Raw genomic sequence first — 18,805 nt, forward strand, 5'->3', positions numbered from 1 at the left:
AACCTGCTGTAGTCTTCAAGCAGTTACGAGACGCGGCTTAATTTAGCGAGTGGTGCACTTCGGGGTTGAATTCGCGTCAAGTCGAAACTTTCGATCAAATGTGTCAGATTAGATATGAGCCACTACAAACAACCAGAGACTATAACCTTCTGTATTAACTCCCTGCCACAACTTAAATCGTTGGTATATAAATACAAAACAGCCCCGGCATTACCGAGGCTGAAAATATTTGCTGACCCACAGAATTGTGGTTAGTAGTCGTTGCCTAAGGCTTCGCGTTCTGTCTGTTCTAATTCTGTGGAGCTAACCGGTTCGTTGATTAACCGTTCTTTATCGGCATTTTTCATTTCGCGCTTTTCTTCCATCATCTCACGTCTTTCTTCCATCATCTCACGTTTTTCTTCACGCTTTTCATCCATCATTGCACGTTTATTCTCGCGCTTCTCTTCCATCATTTCGCGCTTTTCCTCGCGTTTCTCTTCCATCATTTCCCGCTTTTCTTCGCGTTTCTCTTCCATCATCTCGCGCTTTTCTTTCATGGCTTCACGCTTTTCTTCATGGGCCTCTTTTTCTGCTTGACGTGCTTCATCTTTCCAGCCGGCTTTTTTCTCTTGCTGATATTCCTGTTTTTCGTCCATTAACTCTTCGCGTTCGTCTTGCCATTCTTGTTTAGCTTCCTGCTTTTCTTCTTGCCATTCTTGTTTTGCTTCCTGCTTTTCTTCTTTCCAGCCGTTTTTCATTTCATCTTTATATTCACGCTTTTCTTCACGTGCTTCACGCTTTGCTTCCATCGCTTCCTGCTTTTGCTCCCGCGTCATTTCGTTGAATTCCTGGCGCGCTTCGCGTTTTTCTTCGCGCATTTCTTTCATCGCTTCCTGGCGTTCTTCTTCTGCTTCTCGGGTAGCTTGCTGCTCAACTTCACTCATCTGATTTTGCTGCATATTAATAACCGCTGAGTTATCAGTGGTTTGTTGAGCAAAGGCAGTGCTGATACACAGGCTTAAAGGAAGTAATGTCGCTGTGGCTAAAAAGCCCAGTTGATGTCTTTTTTTCATAACGTTCTCCAAAGATAGTATGATTAGTAATAACCTTAGACCTTTATACTGGTTAATCTTTGAACTGGATTAGCACGGGACGTTTTGAGGTTAGAGATATAGGTGCCGCCCATAAAAAAACCGCTGTTGAAAAACAGCGGTTTTTTAAGCTCTATCAATCAGATTTTTATGACTTTGGACGGCTTACCGGACACGAATCCAGCTTCCAAACCCGGTCTACATAATCCTGTATTGACCGATCTGACGTGAATTTGCCCATCATAGCAGTATTGATGATGGCCATTTTTGCCCAACGTTCTTTGTCGCGATAGGCCTTATCTACCTCAAGTTGCGCATCTGAATAAGCACGAAAATCTGCTAATACCAGGTATGGGTCGCCCATATCAAGTAAGCTCTGCTTGATTGATACCAGTTCCCCAGGTTTACCTGGCGTGAAGTAATCGGTTTCAAGCCAATCCAGAACAGCTTTAATTTCACCATCTTTATAGTAATAATCTTTAGGGTTGTAACCAGAGTTTAAAGTTTCGGTGACCTCGTCAACGGTCAGACCAAAGATAAAGATGTTGTCATCGCCTACTTCTTCAGCAATTTCGACATTCGCGCCATCTAACGTACCGATGGTCACCGCTCCGTTTAGCGCAAGCTTCATGTTACCGGTCCCCGAAGCTTCTTTTCCGGCTGTGCTGATTTGTTCTGAAACATCAGAAGCCGGAATCATTTTCTCGGCTAATGACACACGATAGTTTGGCAAAAAGACAACTTTCAATTTGTCGCCGACTCGTGGGTCATTGTTGATCTTTTCAGCCACCATATTAATGGCGTAAATAATATCTTTGGCCAGCTTATAGCCAGGCGCAGCTTTTGCCCCAAAAATGAAGACACGAGGATGCATGTCATAATCAGGATTTTCCAGAATACGACGATAAAGGGCCATAATGTGCAACAAGTTAAGGTGCTGGCGCTTGTATTCGTGTAAGCGTTTTATTTGCACGTCAAAAATAGCGTCGGTGCTAACTTCAATGCCAGTTGAGGTCTTAATCTCTTCAGCCAGCATCTTTTTGTTCGCTTGTTTAACCTGCATAAATTGCTTCTGGAAAGTTTTATTGTTGGCGTGTTTTGCCAGCTCTTCCAGTTTTTTAAGATGAATCGGCCAGTCATCACCAATTTTATTATCAATAAGCTTTGATAGCAGGGGGTTACAGGCTTTTAACCAACGACGTGGGGTAATTCCGTTTGTCACGTTAGTTAATTTCTCAGGCCATAATTCATCAAACTCGGGAAACAGATTTTGTTTAACCAGGCGAGAGTGCAGTTCAGCTACCCCGTTTACACGAAACGAGCCGATTACTGACATGTGCCCCATCCGCACCATTTTTTCACCGCCTTCTTCAATAATAGACAGCTTAGACTTCATGTTGTTATCACCAGGCCACTTTTTGTCAACTTCATCCATAAAACGATGGTTGATTTCGTAAATGATCTCAAGATGACGTGGCAGTATTTTTTCCAACATACGGGCCGGCCATTTTTCTAAGGCTTCAGGTAGCAAAGTATGGTTAGTATACGCGAACGTTTTCGTTGAAATACCCCATGCGGTGTCCCAGTCCAGCTCGGCACGATCAAGCAAGATACGCATGAGTTCAGGAATAGCGATAGCTGGATGTGTATCATTTAACTGAATTACAACCTGTTCGGCAAAACGGCCCCAATCATCACCATGGGCGCGTTTATAGCGGCGAATGATGTCTTTTAGTGAACATGAACAAAAGAAATACTGCTGAATCAGGCGTAACTCTTTGCCTGCTTCGGTCTCATCATTGGGATACAATACTTTGGAAATAGTTTCAGCGTGTACATTCTCGCGCTGCGCATCTAAGTAACCACCGGCATTAAACACATCCCAGTTAAAGTAGCCTGAGGCTTCTGACTGCCATAAGCGCAATACGTTAACCGTTTTACCGCCGTAACCTACTACCGGAATATCCCACGGTACCCCTTTTACTATTGAACCTGGGTGCCATTCTTTTTGAATACGCCCGTTGTCGCCATACTTGGTTTCTACGTAACCAAACAAAGACACTTCCTGCGTTGATTCAGGGCGGCAAATCTCCCATGGATTACCATAATCGCGCCAGCTGTCAGGACGCTCAATCTGCGCCCCACTTTTAATCTCCTGGCGGAACAGGCCGTGCTCGTAATGAATACCGTAGCCTATTGCCGGCATTTCCATGGTGGCAAGTGAATCGATAAAGCAGGCCGCCAGACGCCCCAGACCACCGTTACCCAACGCCATGTCAGGCTCTTCCTCAAGAACATCGGCAATTTCAATACCCAGTTCTTTTAAACCCGCCTCTGCAACCTCGTATAATCCGAAGTTTTGCAAATTGTTTGACAGCAAGCGGCCCATTAAAAACTCAGCAGAAAAATAATGCACCGCCCGGGTGTCATTCATATAATGTGTTTTTTGAGTACGACGCAGTCCTTCCAGAACATTTTCTTGCATCGCGGCGCAAGTGGCTTTCCACCAGGCATGATTGTTCGCTTTGTTCTCGTCGGTCCCTAACGTGCAGTGAAGGTGCCGGACAACAGCAGCTTTAAATTCGTTTTTATCAATTTTTACATCGGGTAAGGCATTGGCTTGTGAAGCGGTTGGATTCATATCACTCTCTCACTTAGCAAAGGAATACACCGGGCCAGCATGACAAATTCGGCATAGGTGCAGGCTCAAAACGTAATAAAATTACATAACTGAACAACGACATTACCGCAATATAGCAGTGAAAACTTCGGTTTGTTGTAATATTTTTGTTAATTATAATAAAAAAGGCCGTTTTTTTAAAAAACGGCCTCATTATTTAACATCTTATTAACTCTATATTTGTTTTATTATTACAAACTCAGATTTAGCGAATAATTCCGGCTATTAATTGTTCAGCTTCTTTTATTAGCTCTTGTAAGTGAGTATCACCTTTGAAACTTTCGGCATAAATTTTATAAATTTGCTCGGTACCAGAGGGACGCGCCGCAAACCAACCGTTTTCAGTGGATACTTTTAATCCACCAATGGCGGCATTATTGCCCGACGCATGGGTTTCGATAGCAGTGATAGGTTCGCCCGCTAATGTATCACTAGTTACCGCACTACTATCTAGTGCCAAAAGTTTTTGCTTTTCTTCGTGACCTGCAGCTACATCCACCCGCTCGTAGACGGGCGAGCCAAATTTTTCAGTTAATGCCTGATAATGTTCGCCGGGATCTTTTCCGGTTACGGCTAGTATTTCGGCGGCTAACAAGCATAAGATAATACCATCTTTATCGGTGGCCCAAGGCTTGGCGTCACGTTGTAAGAAGATACCGCCGGCGCTTTCTTCACCCGCAAAACCAATAGTAGAGTTACCCATGCCTTCAACAAACCATTTAAAGCCCACCGGCATTTCAGCCAGCTCGCGGTTTAGGGCATCGGCCACGCGATTTATCATAGAGCTGGAAACAAGGGTTTTGCCCACTTTAAGTGACTCGGGCCATTGCTTACGGTGGGTAAACAAATACTGAATAACCACAGCCAGGTAGTGATTTGGGTTCATGAGTCCTGAACTGGGGCAAACAATACCGTGTCGGTCAAAATCCGGATCATTACCCCAGGCAAGATCAAACTGGTCTTTTAGCTCAATAAGCCCGGCCATTGCGTATGCCGATGAACAGTCCATACGCAGTTTTCCATCTTTATCGCGGCGCATAAACGCAAATTGCGGGTCCACGGACTCGTTTACAACTTTGATATTAAGGTTGTACTTTTGAGCAATGCGCTGCCAGTACCCTACGCCGGCGCCGCCCAGTGGATCCGCGCCTAGCGTTAGTTTTGCATCGGCAATAGCCTGCATATCGATAACCTTTGCCAGCTCATCAATATAAGGTTCCATAAAATCTTCTTGCTGAACCAGGTTACTGGCCATAGCCTGACGCAAATCACATCGCTTAACATCATGGTTGTTGTTGGCAATAAGCTCATTAGCGCGCTGTTGAATAATATTGGTCACGCCCGAATCGGCTGGTCCGCCATGGGGAGGGTTGTATTTAAATCCGCCGTCACCCGGTGGGTTATGTGAGGGTGTAATCACTACCCCATCAGCAAAAGCAGAAGTACGCTGCTCGTTATGGCGTAATATTGTGCGGGATATTACGGGTGTGGGGGTGTAGCCTCGACTTGCATTGTCTTTTATTTGAATAACCACTTGCACATCATTTGCGCACAACACTTCAATAGCGGTCAACATGGCTGGCTCTGATAGAGCGTGGGTGTCTTTGCCGATATACAAAGGACCGCTAATGTTTTGTTCGGCCCGATACTCAGCTAACGCCTGACAAATAGCGGCTATGTGGGTATCGGTAAAGGTGGCATTTACCGCACTGCCCCGATGACCTGAAGTGCCAAAACTGACTGCTTCAGCCGAGTTTTTTGCATCGGGTTTATAGGCGTAATACTGACTCACCAAATGAGCCACATTTATCAATTGGTCGTTTGCGGCAGGTTGTCCTGCCTGAGGATGTAATGCCATCAGATTTCCTTGTCAGTAGTTGAAAAGCAACGTAAGTAGGTAATTACTTAGTCAAAGCGCGCTAGCAAGCTGCTGCGGGTTGTTTGGTCGTAGCCTAACACTTGTAAAACCTGCTCAAGCATCGCAACTTTTTTAGCCGTATTGTTGTTGGTCACAACCCAAAATGCGCTTCCCGGAATTTGCTTAGGGTTGGTGCTGCTGCCTGTTTTTAATAATGCTTCTTTACTGGTAGCAAAATAAACCCGGTTTTTGCCTTTTATTTGCTCTACCTTAGCAAAATTTTTCGGATGCAGTTCGTACAATTGAGCCAGCATAAACAAAAATAAATCGACCCGTTTGGTGTATTCTTTCAATGCATCTGGATTTGCCCGCTTAAGAATATCGTCGGCCGGTTGAGCTTTAGAAGCACGCGCTGAGGTGGTTTTTTTCGCGACTTGCTCGCCCTTCTCCGGTGCACTGGCATTTTGAGGCGTAGAACGTTCAGTGTCAGTGTTTTTTTCTGATGTTTTAGCTTCGTTTACTTCAGTTATAAGCAATCGACGCAAAATATCTGACGCGCTTTCACCAATGTGTTTAGTTTCACCGGCGATATAGGCGTATAAATCATCATCTATTTCAATACTTTTCATAAACCACTTCCTTAAATAGCTGACCCATTATAGACAACCCATACCGTTGTCGCAGCACTTTATAACGCCTAATTTCACCTACAATTGTCGATAAATTAATCGGTTGCGCTTTTGTGTCTATACTCACGTATTAGCAAACAGGTATTTTTAGCTGCACGTATTGCTAAAATAATTTAATTTCAGAAACAAAAATGGCAGCCAGGAATGAACAATGTGCAGTATCAGGCACTAAATAGTGCGTTAAGCGAACATATTATTGGCAAGCCTCATCAGCTAAAACTGGCGCTAACCTGTATCATAGCTAACGGTCATTTACTCATAGAAGATCTTCCCGGAATGGGAAAAACCACACTTTCTCATGCGTTGGCCGGCTTATTTGGTTTGCAGTTTTCCCGTATTCAGTTTACCTCCGACTTACTCCCTGCGGACATGCTTGGCAGCAATATCTACAACAGCCAGACGCACAATTTTGAATTTCGACACGGGCCTGTGTTCAGTCAGCTTGTGCTGGCCGACGAAATTAATCGCGCCAGCCCCAAGACTCAAAGCGCGTTGCTTGAAGCAATGGAAGAAAAACAGGTAAGTATTGACGGCCAAACATTTAAACTGCCTTCACCGTTTTTTGTTATTGGCACTCAGAACCCTTCGTACCAGTCTGGCACTTACCCGCTGCCAGAATCACAGTTGGACCGGTTTATGATGCGCATTTCACTGGGTTATCCTGATTGGGAGGCAGAAAAAGCCATGCTGTCTCAGGTGGCAATAACTCAGGATCGGGGCACACCTAAAGCGGTGGTTTGTGCTGATACTCTGGTTCAATGGCAATACCAGGCAAGTCAGGTACACGCCGCCGATTCGGTAATCGACTATATTTTACGGCTGGTGACCATGAGCCGAAACACCCCAGGTTACCCCCATGCTTTATCGCCCAGGGCCAGTAAAGCCATATTAATTTCAGCCAAAGCCTGGGCTTTTATGCACGAGCGAGATTATGTTGTGCCTGAAGATGTGCAAGCAGTATTTGAATCGGTGGCTGAGCACCGCATGCGCTCTGCTAACATAGAACAGGCTGAAGATACTGTACTGAGCAAGCGATTGCTGGAAAGCGTTGATCCGCTGGCTGCCTGATGCCATTTTCAAACTTAAAAAACAAACTTGTATTGCGCTGGCTGGCTAACAGAATTCCCGGCAATACACGCCATAAGATGAACCTGCACTCTATATTTATCTTTCCGACGCTGTTCGGTTTCTGTTTTTTAGTGTTATGTTTTGGCTTGTTTATTTTGGGCACCAATTATCAGAACAACTTGCTGCTGCTGTTAAGCTATTTCTTTTTTGCCATTGTGCTTGTTACGTTATTTACCAGCTACCGAAACTTCTCCCGTATACAAATACAGGCGCGAGGCGTAAATCCGGTGTTTGCTGGTGACAACGCCACGTTTCAAATGCAGTTAGAACATGACTCTGCTCAACTTCCTCATGGCGAATTAAAAATTCACTGGTGGCAACACGCTTCTGGAATTGTCGTAGATTTAGATGAAACCTGTGCTGTTATTAGCTTACCGCGCTTCACTTATCGTCGCGGCTTATTTGCTTTGCCACGAGTTACTTTTTCTAGTCAGTTTCCTTTGGGGTTGTTTAAATGCTGGACCCATCTTGATTTTAATCAGCCTCTTACTGTTTTTCCAAAACAACAAACTGCGCCGATTATGCTCAGTACTCTGGCAAACGGCGGTGTTGAAACGGGTGCTTATGTGCACGGACACGATGACTTTGAAGGATTAAAAGCTTACCGTATAGGCGACCCGTTAAATCGTATTGCCTGGCAGACCGTTGCAAAAGGACGAGATCCGGCAGTAAAGCTTTTTAGTGAACAAGGAGGCGAAGCCGGGTATTTAATTGTCGACATTCATAGTCATAATCTTGAATCGCACTTAAGCCAAATAGCCTATCAGGCCGTTGTGTTGTGTCGGCAAGATATAAGCTTTGGGTTAAAAGCGGGTAAGCAAATTATTCCTCATAGCAGTGGTCTTGAACACCGAAATCGCTGTTTAAGTGCCCTGGCCGGCATTCCTATTCAAAAAGACCTGCACCATGAGTAACAAAAGCCTGCCTATTGCCGGGCATCGCGCGAGCCTGGGGTTGGCGCTTACTGCCGGCGTCACCTCGCTCTGTCTGTATCAGCAGTTAATGGGCTGGGTACTGATTCTGATGCTGTGTGCGGTCGGCGTTCGTTGTTTTTTATTTTATGGGGCCTATCGACGAACATTGCAGGTTCGTACCATTAATTTGCTGGCCGTACTGACCTGTGTAGCGCTTGCCTGGTTTAGCCGTGAGCAGGGCATTTTACTCACCATGATAAATTTGATGGTTAGCGCTTGCGCGCTCAAGTTATTGTTACTAAAACAGTCGCGTGACTTTCTGCAAATAGCAGGGTGCTTACTTTTTTTAGTTGGCTGTACATTTATTTTTTCGCAGGCGCTTTTTAGCAGTATTATATTTAGTATCGTATTGATGGCAGCGCTGTTGTCGCTGCAATTATTCTACGCACCTCAACTGCCATTTAAAGGCCACCTTAAAAGTTTACTCAAAATAGCCTTACAGGCTTTACCGATTGCTATTATTTTATTTATCTCGCTACCACATTTACCCCCGTTATGGGGTATGCCTGAAGGAAAAAACAGCGAAACTGGCCTCAGTGAAAAAATAACCCCGGGCGATATCGCAAAATTAACCCGGTCTGATGAGAAGGTATTTACAGCAACATTTGATGGTCAGTTACCTAAGGTTAAACAACGTTACTGGCGGGCGATGGTTTTAGAGCAGTTTGATGGCAAAAGCTGGGAAGTTAGTGAGTACCGGCGCGCGCAGCAGCAATTATTAAAACTAACCAATAGTGTTTCGTATCCTGAGCCAGCCCAAAATAGCGTGGCTTATCAACTGCTGACCGAACAAAGTGCTAATTCCTGGCTTTTCACACTAGGGATGACGGTTCCGGCCGACGCAAATACCCGCAGTAAGGTAATTTTGTCTGATGACTATACATTGTTCAGCCGACAACACATTATTAGCAAACAAACGTTTAATTTAAAGAGCACGCTGAATACACCGCTGAAAATCTCTAACAACGATATCGAGCGCAAAATCAATCTGACCTTTCCAGATACCACCAATCTTCGTACTTTAAAATGGGCTAAACAACTCAGGCTGCAAAGCTCCGACAATCAGGATTATGCGCAAAAACTTATGCAGAATTTTGCTCAACAAAATTTTGTTTACACCCTGACGCCTCCGGTTATGCGTGATTCTCCGGTCGATGCTTTCTTATTTGATTATCAACAAGGATTTTGTGCCCATTATGCCAGTGCGATGGCGTTAGCATTTCGCGCAGCCGGTATTCCGGCCCGGTTGGTTTCGGGGTACCAGGGGGGCGAGCTGATTGCAGATAGAGTAATGAATGTTTATCAGTACGATGCCCATGCATGGGTAGAGGCTAGCATTGATGGACAAACCTGGCAGCGGTTTGACCCCACCGCCATGGTCGCGGCCTCACGACTTCTGTATGGTTTTCAAAATTCATTGAGTGAACAGCAGCAAGATTTGCCCTTTTTTTCAAGAAACCGGGCTCACGCCCTGCCCGCTCTGGCCCATTTATACAAGCTTGCCGATACACTAAATTATCAATGGAATCGATGGGTATTAGGTTTTGATGATGCAACTCAACAGGATATGTTTACCCGCTTATTAGGTAATACCAGCATGGAGCGTATGACCTTGTACTTGTTAGCCGTAGTGTTGTTTATTGCGGGACTACTGGCGTTTTACTTTGTGCCTCGCCCGCCGCCGAAAATTAAATCAGAAAGCCTGCGTTTGTATCATCAGGTACAGGCTCAAATATTCAGGGTTACCGGCATTGCGCGAAACAACGAGTCGGCCCGCGTCTATGTTGATACGGTCTCTTCTCATTTAAATACATCTGCTCGCAGCGCATTAGCTGAATTTGTCTCTGCTTTTGAAAAAGTTGAATATCAGCAACCCAACCATCCAGCCAATCGTCAACAATTGCGTTTTCACTATCGTAAACTAAAAAAAGCATTGCGCCGTCATTCACTCCATTAATTTGTGTTTCACGATTTTACTGTGATGATGACATAACCCTGCCACAGGAAAAATTTTTCGACATCGATGCAGCAAAGGTCGCTTCAGGTAGCCCGGGTAATAAAAACGAGCAATTTCAAATGGACCGGAGCAAAAGATAAGGGTTCGATCATAAGTATGAACATGAGTGACCAGGCTAACCGGCACCACGCTAACCGGCTGATTATTCAGGCGGGCGCGCAGATTAGGAAACAACCTCACGTAGGTTTGAGGTTCGTGTCCTATCTGATAAAGCTGTAGGTACAGCGTAGCATTCAGGCAAACAAATAATACACACAACATTATTAGACCGATAATGCAAAGCAGTAACGAAAAGGCGAAGCTTGTGAACATACAGAAGATTGTGTAAAACGCGACATCAGGTTAGCTTACACAAAGAAGTGCGCTGTTAAGGTACAGAAAAGGTCCAGTTTTTAAAAGCCATAAAAAAACCCGCCAATTGGCGGGTTTTTAAAAGTCTTAGCAGCAAGCTTATTTAGCGTTACGTGCTTTAGCTTCTTCGATTACTTTGTCGGCAACATTATTTGGACATGGTGCATAGTGGCTGAACTCCATAGAGAACTGACCACGACCTGATGTCATAGTACGCAGCTGACCGATATAACCAAACATTTCAGACAGAGGAACATCTGCTTTAATGCGAACACCGGTTACACCCGCTTCCTGATCTTTAATCATGCCACGACGACGGTTAAGGTCACCGATAACATCACCCACGTGATCTTCTGGCGTGTATACGTCAACTTTCATGACAGGCTCGATTAACTGAGGACCTGCTTTTGGCATTGACTGGCGGAACGCACCTTTAGCAGCAATTTCAAACGCGATTGCAGATGAGTCAACAGCGTGGAAACCACCGTCATACAGCTCAACTTCAACGTCTAACACCGGGTAGCCAGCTAGAACACCTTCGTTCATCATGCCCTTAAAGCCTTTTTCGATGGCTGGGAAGAATTCCTTAGGAACGTTACCACCAACAACCACAGAGTTGAACGTGAAGCCTGAATTTGCTTCGCCTGGCTTAATACGGTAATCAATTTTACCAAATTGACCAGAACCACCAGATTGCTTCTTATGCGTGTAGCTATCTTCAACTTGCTGCGTGATAGTTTCACGATAAGCAACCTGAGGCTTACCTACAATAAGGTCTACGCCATAAGTACGCTTCAGGATATCTACTTTGATATCAAGGTGAAGCTCACCCATTCCCTTAAGAATAGTTTCGCCAGAATCTTCGTCAGTTTCTACACGGAACGACGGATCTTCTGCAACCATTTTACCAATTGCGATACCCATCTTCTCAGAACCACCTTTGTCTTTAGGTGCAACTGCGATAGAGATTACTGGTTCAGGGAATACCATGGCTTCCAGAGTACAAGGGTTCTTAACATCACACAAAGTGTGACCTGTCTGAACATTCTTCATACCTACGATAGCGATGATGTCACCCGCCTGAGCAGAAGTCAGTTCATTACGCTCATCGGCTTGCATTTCAACCATACGACCAACACGTTCTGTTTTACCCGTTGCCGAGTTAAGAATCGTGTCACCCTTGTTGATTTTGCCAGAGTAAATACGTACGAACGTCAGCGCACCGAACCGGTCATCCATGATTTTGAATGCCAACGCACGGAACGGCTCGTCAGTTGAAACAGTTGCTACTTCGCCAGTTTCGTTACCTTCTTCATCCGTCAACGGCTGAGGGATAACTTCAGTCGGGCTTGGTAGGTAATCAACTACTGCATCAAGAACAAGCTGCATGCCTTTGTTTTTAAACGCAGAACCACAGTATGTTGGGAAGAATGCCAAGTCGCGGGTGCCTTTACGGATACAACGCTTAATATCTTCAATTGACGGCTCTTCGCCATCCATGTAAGACATCATCAGGTCATCGTCTTGCTCAACAGCGGTTTCGACCAGTGCTTCGTAATATTCGTCAACTTTGTCGACCATATCAGCTGGCACATCTTCGATTTTGTAGTTTTCCGGAAGACCTGTGTCATCCCAGATGTAGGCTTTTTTGGTAAGTACGTCAACAACACCGCTGAACTCGTCTTCAATACCAATCGGCAACGTCATTACCAATGGCGTAGCACCCAGTACTTTCTTAACTTGTCCTACCACACGGTAGAAGTCTGCACCCATGCGGTCCAGTTTGTTTACGAAAATGACACGTGCTACTTCAGATTCGTTAGCATAGCGCCAGTTGGTTTCTGACTGAGGCTCAACACCACCAGAACCACAGAAAACACCGATACCGCCATCAAGAACTTTTAGAGAACGGTAAACTTCAACAGTGAAGTCAACGTGTCCCGGGGTGTCGATTACGTTAAACCGGTGATCTTTCCAGAAACAGCTTACTGCTGCTGACTGGATAGTAATACCACGCTCGGCTTCTTGTTCCATGAAGTCAGTCGTTGACTCACCGTCGTGCACTTCACCGGTTTTATGAATTTTACCGGTTAGTTTCAAAATACGTTCAGTTGTTGTAGTTTTGCCCGCATCTACGTGAGCGAAAATACCAATATTTCTGTAATGAGATAAGTCTGCCATTAGTTCACTTTTAATTGGTTCAGAGTAAAAAAACGGCGGGATTATAAAGGATTTCAATACCAGATTGACAGCCCTTTCCGCAAAAAGTATAAAACTTATGCAGCGGATCCACGCCACCACTTAATTTATTTATTATTAATCAATAATTTATTAAAAAAATAACCTCAACGGGTTATTCTCTTAAAATTGAAACTGTGATCTCGTCACGGTCATGATATAGATGGCGCATACGAATTACAAAGCTGTCATCCAGCTTCTGCAAACGAGCCAGCACATCGGCCATGGCCAGAGTTACCGTTTCATAGCGTTTCTTCATCGGTAACTTCAGATTAAAAATAGCATGGTCAGCCCAGTGATTAACTAACCAGTCGCCCATAAGCTTTGCAACTCGGTCAGGCCGCTCTATCATATCACAGACAAGCAGATCTACACGGCCAAATTGTGGCTTATAATTAAAACCATCTGCGGCAAAGTGTTCAACCAGTCCGGTGGCCATCAAATTATCAGCAATCAAGCCGTTATCAATAGCCTCTACAAACATTTCACGTTGAACCAGTTGATAGGTCCAGCCGCCCGGACAGGCGCCTAAATCAACAGCCCGGCCGCCCGCACGCAATACCTGTTGCTGCTGTTTGGCGCTAAGCATGGATAAAATGGCTTCTTCTAGCTTTAACGTTGAGCGACTTGGGGCGGCGCTGGGAAACTTAAGCCGGAAAATTCCATTAGCATGAGGACTACGACATTGAGCATAACTGTACCCGACCAGGCATTCATCAAAGTCAGTAAAAAACACGTGCAGGGCCCGCGCATGTTTTTTTTCTTTAAACGTAAGTGCGCGATTTTTTCGTAATGCCTGGCGCAATACCACGGCAAATTTACGACAAAACTTGGCTAAGTCTTTACCCGCATCCGTATCGGCGTGCTCTACCTGTAACAGCCCGTTTTGAACTGACTCATCGTCATGTTTTAAGATAGCGTCAAGTACCGGACTCAACCGATCTTCGCGACTTAAGTCGTTAAGCTCATCGGTTATAACGACCAGCTGCCGGGCAAACACCGTATCGATAACCGGTAGTTTTTGACCTAGGGTATCGGCATCAGTGTCGTTGTAGCAAACAAACTGCACATAACCACTGCCGCGTTCAAATTTCGGGTACCCGAAGCATTGCAACGCAGAGGCTTTAACGGTTAATTCTTCGGCTAAATCGTTTTCGTAGCCAGCGCGACAATAGCCTAACAAACTAGCCATGCGAAGCGTTCCTTAATGCTGTAAAAATCAGGATAATCCAGCCACTCATTAATATAATCCCACCCAACGGTGTTACCGGTCCTAAAAAACCAGCCCCGAATATTGTCAGTCCGTAAATACTGCCACTAAATAATACTGTGCCGACCAAAAAGCAAATACCTGCCTGAACGGCCCGACGCTTTGAAATAGGCAGCACACACACCAACAGTATCGCAAGACTATGATACATCTGGTATTCAACCGCAGTGTTAAACGCCGACAAAGCGTCTGTTGATAAAAACTGGCCGAGCTTATGCGCGCCCAGCGCCCCCAATATGACTGACATCAAAGCACCAAAAGCGCCTGTGGCCATCAGGTATTTCATAAGTTTGCACCGTTTGTCAAAATCGAAGCCGTAGCATCTGCCACCTTTTGCATATGTTCGGGGTAGGTATAACCGCTTTTTTTGCGCGGCTGTAAGCTATGATCGCCATCTTCGAGCCAATGCAGTGCCACTTTAGAATGCAAATTGAAGTTAGCGGTTTCTTCACGGGTTCCAAACGTATCCCGTTCACCCTGAAAAATATGAACCGGCTTGCCATTTTGCTGTAGATGTTCGGTACGCAGTTTTTCGGGTTTGCCTGGGGGGTGAAACGGGTAGCCAAATACAACGGCGCCCTGGGCCGGTGTGCGCTCTACCAGCATGGTAGCCATTCTGCCACCCATCGATTTTCCGCCCAGCCACAAAGGTATAGATGACGGGGTGTTCAGATGATTTAGCAGTTCAGAAAAATGGGTAAGCATAACATCAGCTTTTTCTGGTGGACGGCGCCTGCCGGTATGCTCAATGGTTTGCATATAGGTAAAATTAAAACGCACGACTTCTATATTTCTGGCAACCAACAGCTGACTCAAATGCTGCATAAAATCAGAGTTTTTTCCGGCGCCCGCGCCATGGGCAAGCACTAAACGACACTGTGCATTGTCGGGGCGCTCGATAACATAATCAAACATACTCTTGCTCTTCGTCTACCTGTGCCAATATCCACTGCCGGAAAGCGGCTATTTTGCCTAACTCAGCTTGTGATTCATCGCATACCACGTAAAAAGCATCGCGACTTTCCACCCGGTCTGAAAAAGGCATAATTAAACGCCCTGCATCCAACTCGGGGCGCGCCAGTATAGTGTTAGCTAGAGCAATACCCTGCCCTAAAGCCGCAGCCTGCAATACCAACATTGAGTGACTGAATACCGGCCCCTGATTCACATTTACTCCATCCACACCAATCTGCTTTAACCAGGTTTTCCACGCTTCACGACTCAAATCGTGCAACAGCACGTGATGCTTTAAATCAGCCAGACAAGTTAAGGGTTTAGGTCCGCTAAATAAACTCGGTGCGCACAGTGGGGTTAAAAACTCGCGGTGCAATTTGTCGGCTTGCAACCCTGACCAACGCCCTTTGCCGTAGTATATCGCCACGTCAATATCATCATCTAAAAAGCCTTCGTCAAAATCGACCGCTTTTATGCGTACATCGATATCAGGATTAACACTGCTAAAACGACTTATGCGTGGTACCAACCATTGCGAAGCAAAACTTGGTGGCATGGCCACGGTTATAGCTCCTTTACTGCCCTTTGCTAATAAACGCTCTGTGGCATCCTGCAGGCTCTTAAAAATGTCTTTAAGTTCTAGAAAGTATGCCTGGCCCTCTTCGGTAAGCAGTAATGTTCGGTTGCGCCGAATAAACAGCTTCATTGATAAATGATCTTCCAGCGCCTTTATTTGGTGGCTAACCGCTGCCTGGGTAACAAACAGTTCGTCGGCGGCCCGGGTAAAGCTTAAATGCCGGGCCGCCGCTTCAAATGCTTTTAGTGCATTAAGTGGGGGTAATCGTCTTTGCATCCTGCGCCCTGCCTGTTAAACAATAAATTGGATAGTGATTAGTTTTTCTAATCTTAAAGCTTATATTTACTCGTTTTATTATTAACCAATATTTGGCTAAAATTCATTCGAGTTGAAAAATAACGCTTAGGTGACAGCGTGTTATGAGTGCACCTTGTTAAAGCACTTCACAAGTTTTAAATAAAATTAATATTAATTATATTAGGTGTGTAATGAAAAAACTATTATTATCTGCGTTAATATTTACGACTGGGTTTGCGTTGGCTCAACCAGCACATTTACCTGCGTCCGAATCAAAAAAACCTGAGTTCGCCGGATTATCGTTGCCGCCTTTACCCCAGAATATCGCTGATGAGGCCGCTAAAGATATTAACCAGCATGTCATCGCTCAACTTAAAAAACAAAGCCTCAAATATCGTAAAGCGTCTTTACTTGCTTACCGCAACAAACGGCCGGTAAACGCAATACAAAAAGCTCACCAAAGCGAATAACGTTTTAAGTACACCTGATACAAAAACAGGCAGTGGGGACTGCCTGTTTTTTTGTACCACGTGGCCTCAATCTAAGCCCTACTGCTGCTGTTTCAGGTATTTGATGTATCTAACGTATCAAAACCTTTTACCAGGTCGTCCATGGCTTTCATTTGCACCAGGTAGGGCTCAAGTTTTGACAAGGGCAATGCACATGGGCCATCGCACTTTGCGTTCTCAGGTTCAGGGTGCGCTTCAATAAAAAGACCGGCTAAACCTAAAGCCATACCACTACGCGCTAACTGCGCCGCCTGAGCACGTCGACCGTCGGCTGATGTAGCGCGTCCGCCCGGCATTTGCAATGCATGTGTCGCGTCAAATATGACCGGAGCATAGGCTTTCATCGCGTCCATGCCCAGCATATCGACTACCAGATTATTGTAGCCAAAACAGCTGCCACGCTCGCATAATATGATTTTGTCATTTCCTGCTTCACTAAGTTTGCCGATAATATGCTGCATTTCGTGGGGCGCTAAAAACTGTGGTTTTTTGACATTAATCACTGCACCGGTTTTCGCCATCGCCACCACTAAATCGGTTTGGCGGGCTAAAAACGCGGGTAACTGGATAACATCTGCCACTTCGGCAACGGGTTCACATTGATGCGGTTCGTGTACATCGGTAATAACCGGCACATCAAATGTGCGCTTAATTTCTTCAAATATCTTCAGCCCCTCTTCCATTCCCGGGCCCCGATAAGAAGACACAGAAGAACGATTGGCTTTATCAAAAGACGCTTTAAACACATAGGGAATATTCAGCTTTTGAGTGACGGTTACGTAATGCTCGGCAATCTTCATTGCCAGGTCACGCGACTCTAATACGTTCATACCGCCAAATAATGTAAATGGCAGCTGATTAGCGACCTCGATATTTCCTACCTTGATGGAGCGAGCACTGACAGACATATGGATTCCTGTTAATTAAAAAATGATAGCTTCTTTAGTGATCGCCACACGAACAATCAAAACCAGCCAGGTTAACGCTCCGACAAAACCTATCCACTGCATAGGTACCGAGCGTGCCCATTTCAGCGTAAACAAAGCCATCAATATATACAAAATAAGGCCAGTAAACTTAAAGGTTAACCAGTCATTCACAAAGGGCCATTGGGATAAAATACCGCATAACACCAAAGCACTGGCAAGCAAAAACGTATCGACAACATGTGGTGTAATTTTAAGCCACTTTGCCTTAAGCATTCCTGAGTTCGCTTGTAATAAAATAAAGCGAAATATAAACAATAAAACACTTAATGATACGGCTGTCATATGAATATTCTTAACCAACATGTACATTCTATTTGCCTTTTATAGTTTTAAGTTGTTGTTGTGAAATGCCTGATAAAATTGCTTTATTGTAAATGCTGCCCGCAGGTTATACGCAGATGCCCGCCAAGATCGGCTTCGCTGGTTACATTGGTAAAGCCTGCCGCTCGCAGTAATGCTTGTACCGCTTTACTTTGTTCAAAGCCATGCTCAATTAACAGCCAGCCTGATTGACTTAAATAGTCAGGGGCCGACTGTACGATTACCCGAATATCTTCAAGACCATCCAAGCCTGAGGTAAGCGCCGAGGCAGGCTCAAAGCGAACATCGCCTTCTGACAGATAATGACTACAACTTTGTACATAGGGCGGGTTAGTCACAATCATATCAAACTGTTGGCCGGCCAGTGCACTAAACCAGCTGCTTTGTAAAAAGCGAACATTTTCAATATTGTTTTGTCGGGCATTTTCGCACGCTAGCTGAACCGCTTCAGGTACTTTATCGACACCGGTCACTTTTGCGTCAGTACGTTCGCTGGCCAAAGCAAGTGCGATTGCCCCGGTTCCGGTACCTAAATCGCAGATGGCAGAAGAAGACGCAGGCAGTCTTACTAACGCCTGTTCAACCAACGTTTCTGTATCGGGTCGTGGAATCAGGGTGTGCTTTGATACTTTTAAGCGCAATGACCAAAACTCACGATACCCAACAATATACGCAACCGGCTGACCTTGTTTGCGCTGCTCGATAAAGGTTTGATAATCAGACAGCTGGGTTTTGTCTACCAGACGTTCAGGCCAGGTAAAAAGATACGTCAATGAGACCTCAAGCGCTTCAGCCAGCAGCACTCGCGCATCTAATAGAGGCGACTCACTGCTTTGTAGCTGCAAAGTGCCCCAGTCAATCGCCTGGTCTATCTGCATGT

General features: G+C 45.1%; 17 protein-coding genes. 4 read left to right on the top strand and 13 right to left on the bottom strand.

From position 1 onward, the window contains the following. Positions 1 to 251 precede the first annotated feature (251 nt). From JK130_RS08700 to seqA, 4 genes are all read right to left on the bottom strand, one after another. The gene (locus JK130_RS08700) at positions 252 to 1,055 is read right to left on the bottom strand and encodes a coiled-coil domain-containing protein (RefSeq protein WP_218353929.1); all 804 of its coding nucleotides are present in this window, start codon (positions 1,053 to 1,055) and stop codon (positions 252 to 254) included. A gap of 166 nt (positions 1,056 to 1,221) precedes the next feature. Further along, positions 1,222 to 3,714: a glycogen/starch/alpha-glucan phosphorylase gene (locus JK130_RS08705; RefSeq protein WP_218353930.1), complete on the bottom strand. Its 2,493-nt coding sequence runs from the start codon at positions 3,712 to 3,714 to the stop codon at positions 1,222 to 1,224. A gap of 244 nt (positions 3,715 to 3,958) precedes the next feature. Further along, positions 3,959 to 5,611, bottom strand: coding sequence for a phosphoglucomutase (alpha-D-glucose-1,6-bisphosphate-dependent) (gene pgm, locus JK130_RS08710; RefSeq protein ID WP_218353931.1), 1,653 nt, complete (start codon positions 5,609 to 5,611; stop codon positions 3,959 to 3,961). Positions 5,612 to 5,658: 47 nt separating this feature from the next. Continuing rightward, entirely contained in the window at positions 5,659 to 6,240 is a 582-nt protein-coding gene (gene seqA / locus JK130_RS08715; RefSeq protein ID WP_218353932.1) for a replication initiation negative regulator SeqA, read from the bottom strand. Between the two features lie 204 nt (positions 6,241 to 6,444). On the opposite strand from seqA, the gene JK130_RS08720 reads away from it, so the two are divergent. From JK130_RS08720 to JK130_RS08730, 3 genes are read left to right on the top strand one after another with little or no spacing between them, the layout of a single operon-like run. Then, a complete protein-coding gene (locus JK130_RS08720) occupies positions 6,445 to 7,368 on the top strand; it encodes an AAA family ATPase (RefSeq protein WP_218353933.1) in 924 nt (307 codons plus the stop codon). Further along, complete coding sequence (locus JK130_RS08725; RefSeq protein WP_218353934.1) at positions 7,368 to 8,342, top strand: DUF58 domain-containing protein; 975 nt, start codon at positions 7,368 to 7,370, stop codon at positions 8,340 to 8,342. Before JK130_RS08720 ends, JK130_RS08725 begins: the two co-directional genes overlap by 1 nt. Then, positions 8,335 to 10,359 (top strand): transglutaminase TgpA family protein, encoded by a 2,025-nt coding sequence (locus tag JK130_RS08730; RefSeq protein WP_218353935.1) that lies wholly within the window; start codon positions 8,335 to 8,337, stop codon positions 10,357 to 10,359. The genes JK130_RS08725 and JK130_RS08730 overlap by 8 nt, the downstream gene beginning before the upstream one ends. Here JK130_RS08730 and JK130_RS08735 read toward each other — a convergent pair. The 6 genes from JK130_RS08735 to JK130_RS08760 form a co-directional block, all read right to left on the bottom strand. Then, on the bottom strand, positions 10,348 to 10,680 hold the full coding sequence (locus tag JK130_RS08735; RefSeq protein ID WP_218353936.1) for a hypothetical protein: 333 nt from the start codon (positions 10,678 to 10,680) through the stop codon (positions 10,348 to 10,350). The genes JK130_RS08730 and JK130_RS08735 overlap by 12 nt on opposite strands. Before the next feature lie 189 nt (positions 10,681 to 10,869). Continuing rightward, positions 10,870 to 12,951, bottom strand: a complete 2,082-nt coding sequence (gene fusA, locus JK130_RS08740) for an elongation factor G (protein ID WP_218353937.1) — start codon at positions 12,949 to 12,951, stop codon at positions 10,870 to 10,872. Positions 12,952 to 13,123: 172 nt separating this feature from the next. After that, complete coding sequence (gene rlmM / locus JK130_RS08745; protein WP_218353938.1) at positions 13,124 to 14,200, bottom strand: 23S rRNA (cytidine(2498)-2'-O)-methyltransferase RlmM; 1,077 nt, start codon at positions 14,198 to 14,200, stop codon at positions 13,124 to 13,126. Next, positions 14,193 to 14,564 (bottom strand): DUF423 domain-containing protein, encoded by a 372-nt coding sequence (locus JK130_RS08750; protein WP_246587740.1) that lies wholly within the window; start codon positions 14,562 to 14,564, stop codon positions 14,193 to 14,195. The genes rlmM and JK130_RS08750 overlap by 8 nt, the downstream gene beginning before the upstream one ends. Further along, positions 14,561 to 15,193, bottom strand: coding sequence for an alpha/beta family hydrolase (locus JK130_RS08755; protein WP_218353939.1), 633 nt, complete (start codon positions 15,191 to 15,193; stop codon positions 14,561 to 14,563). Before JK130_RS08755 ends, JK130_RS08750 begins: the two co-directional genes overlap by 4 nt. After that, positions 15,186 to 16,085: a transcriptional regulator GcvA gene (locus JK130_RS08760; protein ID WP_218353940.1), complete on the bottom strand. Its 900-nt coding sequence runs from the start codon at positions 16,083 to 16,085 to the stop codon at positions 15,186 to 15,188. The genes JK130_RS08755 and JK130_RS08760 overlap by 8 nt, the downstream gene beginning before the upstream one ends. Before the next feature lie 212 nt (positions 16,086 to 16,297). Between JK130_RS08760 and JK130_RS08765 the strand changes: the two genes are divergently transcribed. After that, positions 16,298 to 16,576: a hypothetical protein gene (locus JK130_RS08765; RefSeq protein WP_218353941.1), complete on the top strand. Its 279-nt coding sequence runs from the start codon at positions 16,298 to 16,300 to the stop codon at positions 16,574 to 16,576. Positions 16,577 to 16,668: 92 nt separating this feature from the next. On the opposite strand, the gene kdsA is transcribed toward JK130_RS08765, so the two are convergent. The 3 genes from kdsA to prmC are packed head-to-tail and all read right to left on the bottom strand — an operon-like array spanning position 16,669 to position 18,803. After that, positions 16,669 to 17,523, bottom strand: coding sequence for a 3-deoxy-8-phosphooctulonate synthase (gene kdsA / locus JK130_RS08770; RefSeq protein ID WP_218353942.1), 855 nt, complete (start codon positions 17,521 to 17,523; stop codon positions 16,669 to 16,671). Positions 17,524 to 17,538: 15 nt separating this feature from the next. Next, positions 17,539 to 17,913, bottom strand: coding sequence for a SirB2 family protein (locus JK130_RS08775; protein WP_218353943.1), 375 nt, complete (start codon positions 17,911 to 17,913; stop codon positions 17,539 to 17,541). Positions 17,914 to 17,969: 56 nt separating this feature from the next. Further along, on the bottom strand, positions 17,970 to 18,803 hold the full coding sequence (prmC, locus tag JK130_RS08780) for a peptide chain release factor N(5)-glutamine methyltransferase (RefSeq protein ID WP_218353944.1): 834 nt from the start codon (positions 18,801 to 18,803) through the stop codon (positions 17,970 to 17,972). Between the last annotated feature and the right edge of the window lie 2 nt (positions 18,804 to 18,805).

The organism is Alteromonas lipotrueiana (assembly GCF_019249245.1).
GTDB lineage: Bacteria > Pseudomonadota > Gammaproteobacteria > Enterobacterales > Alteromonadaceae > Alteromonas > Alteromonas lipotrueiana.

Excerpts from the sequence above, each read along its gene's own strand:
- JK130_RS08700 (WP_218353929.1), bottom strand. The coding sequence starts at position 1,055 with ATGAAAAAAAGACATCAACTGGGCTTTTTAGCCACAGCGACATTACTT.
- JK130_RS08705 (WP_218353930.1), bottom strand. The coding sequence starts at position 3,714 with ATGAATCCAACCGCTTCACAAGCCAATGCCTTACCCGATGTAAAAATT.
- pgm (WP_218353931.1), bottom strand. The coding sequence starts at position 5,611 with ATGGCATTACATCCTCAGGCAGGACAACCTGCCGCAAACGACCAATTG.
- seqA (WP_218353932.1), bottom strand. The coding sequence starts at position 6,240 with ATGAAAAGTATTGAAATAGATGATGATTTATACGCCTATATCGCCGGT.
- JK130_RS08720 (WP_218353933.1), top strand. The coding sequence starts at position 6,445 with ATGAACAATGTGCAGTATCAGGCACTAAATAGTGCGTTAAGCGAACAT.
- JK130_RS08725 (WP_218353934.1), top strand. The coding sequence starts at position 7,368 with ATGCCATTTTCAAACTTAAAAAACAAACTTGTATTGCGCTGGCTGGCT.
- JK130_RS08730 (WP_218353935.1), top strand. The coding sequence starts at position 8,335 with ATGAGTAACAAAAGCCTGCCTATTGCCGGGCATCGCGCGAGCCTGGGG.
- JK130_RS08735 (WP_218353936.1), bottom strand. The coding sequence starts at position 10,680 with ATGTTGTGTGTATTATTTGTTTGCCTGAATGCTACGCTGTACCTACAG.
- fusA (WP_218353937.1), bottom strand. The coding sequence starts at position 12,951 with ATGGCAGACTTATCTCATTACAGAAATATTGGTATTTTCGCTCACGTA.
- rlmM (WP_218353938.1), bottom strand. The coding sequence starts at position 14,200 with ATGGCTAGTTTGTTAGGCTATTGTCGCGCTGGCTACGAAAACGATTTA.
- JK130_RS08750 (WP_246587740.1), bottom strand. The coding sequence starts at position 14,564 with ATGAAATACCTGATGGCCACAGGCGCTTTTGGTGCTTTGATGTCAGTC.
- JK130_RS08755 (WP_218353939.1), bottom strand. The coding sequence starts at position 15,193 with ATGTTTGATTATGTTATCGAGCGCCCCGACAATGCACAGTGTCGTTTA.
- JK130_RS08760 (WP_218353940.1), bottom strand. The coding sequence starts at position 16,085 with ATGCAAAGACGATTACCCCCACTTAATGCACTAAAAGCATTTGAAGCG.
- JK130_RS08765 (WP_218353941.1), top strand. The coding sequence starts at position 16,298 with ATGAAAAAACTATTATTATCTGCGTTAATATTTACGACTGGGTTTGCG.
- kdsA (WP_218353942.1), bottom strand. The coding sequence starts at position 17,523 with ATGTCTGTCAGTGCTCGCTCCATCAAGGTAGGAAATATCGAGGTCGCT.
- JK130_RS08775 (WP_218353943.1), bottom strand. The coding sequence starts at position 17,913 with ATGTACATGTTGGTTAAGAATATTCATATGACAGCCGTATCATTAAGT.
- prmC (WP_218353944.1), bottom strand. The coding sequence starts at position 18,803 with ATGCAGATAGACCAGGCGATTGACTGGGGCACTTTGCAGCTACAAAGC.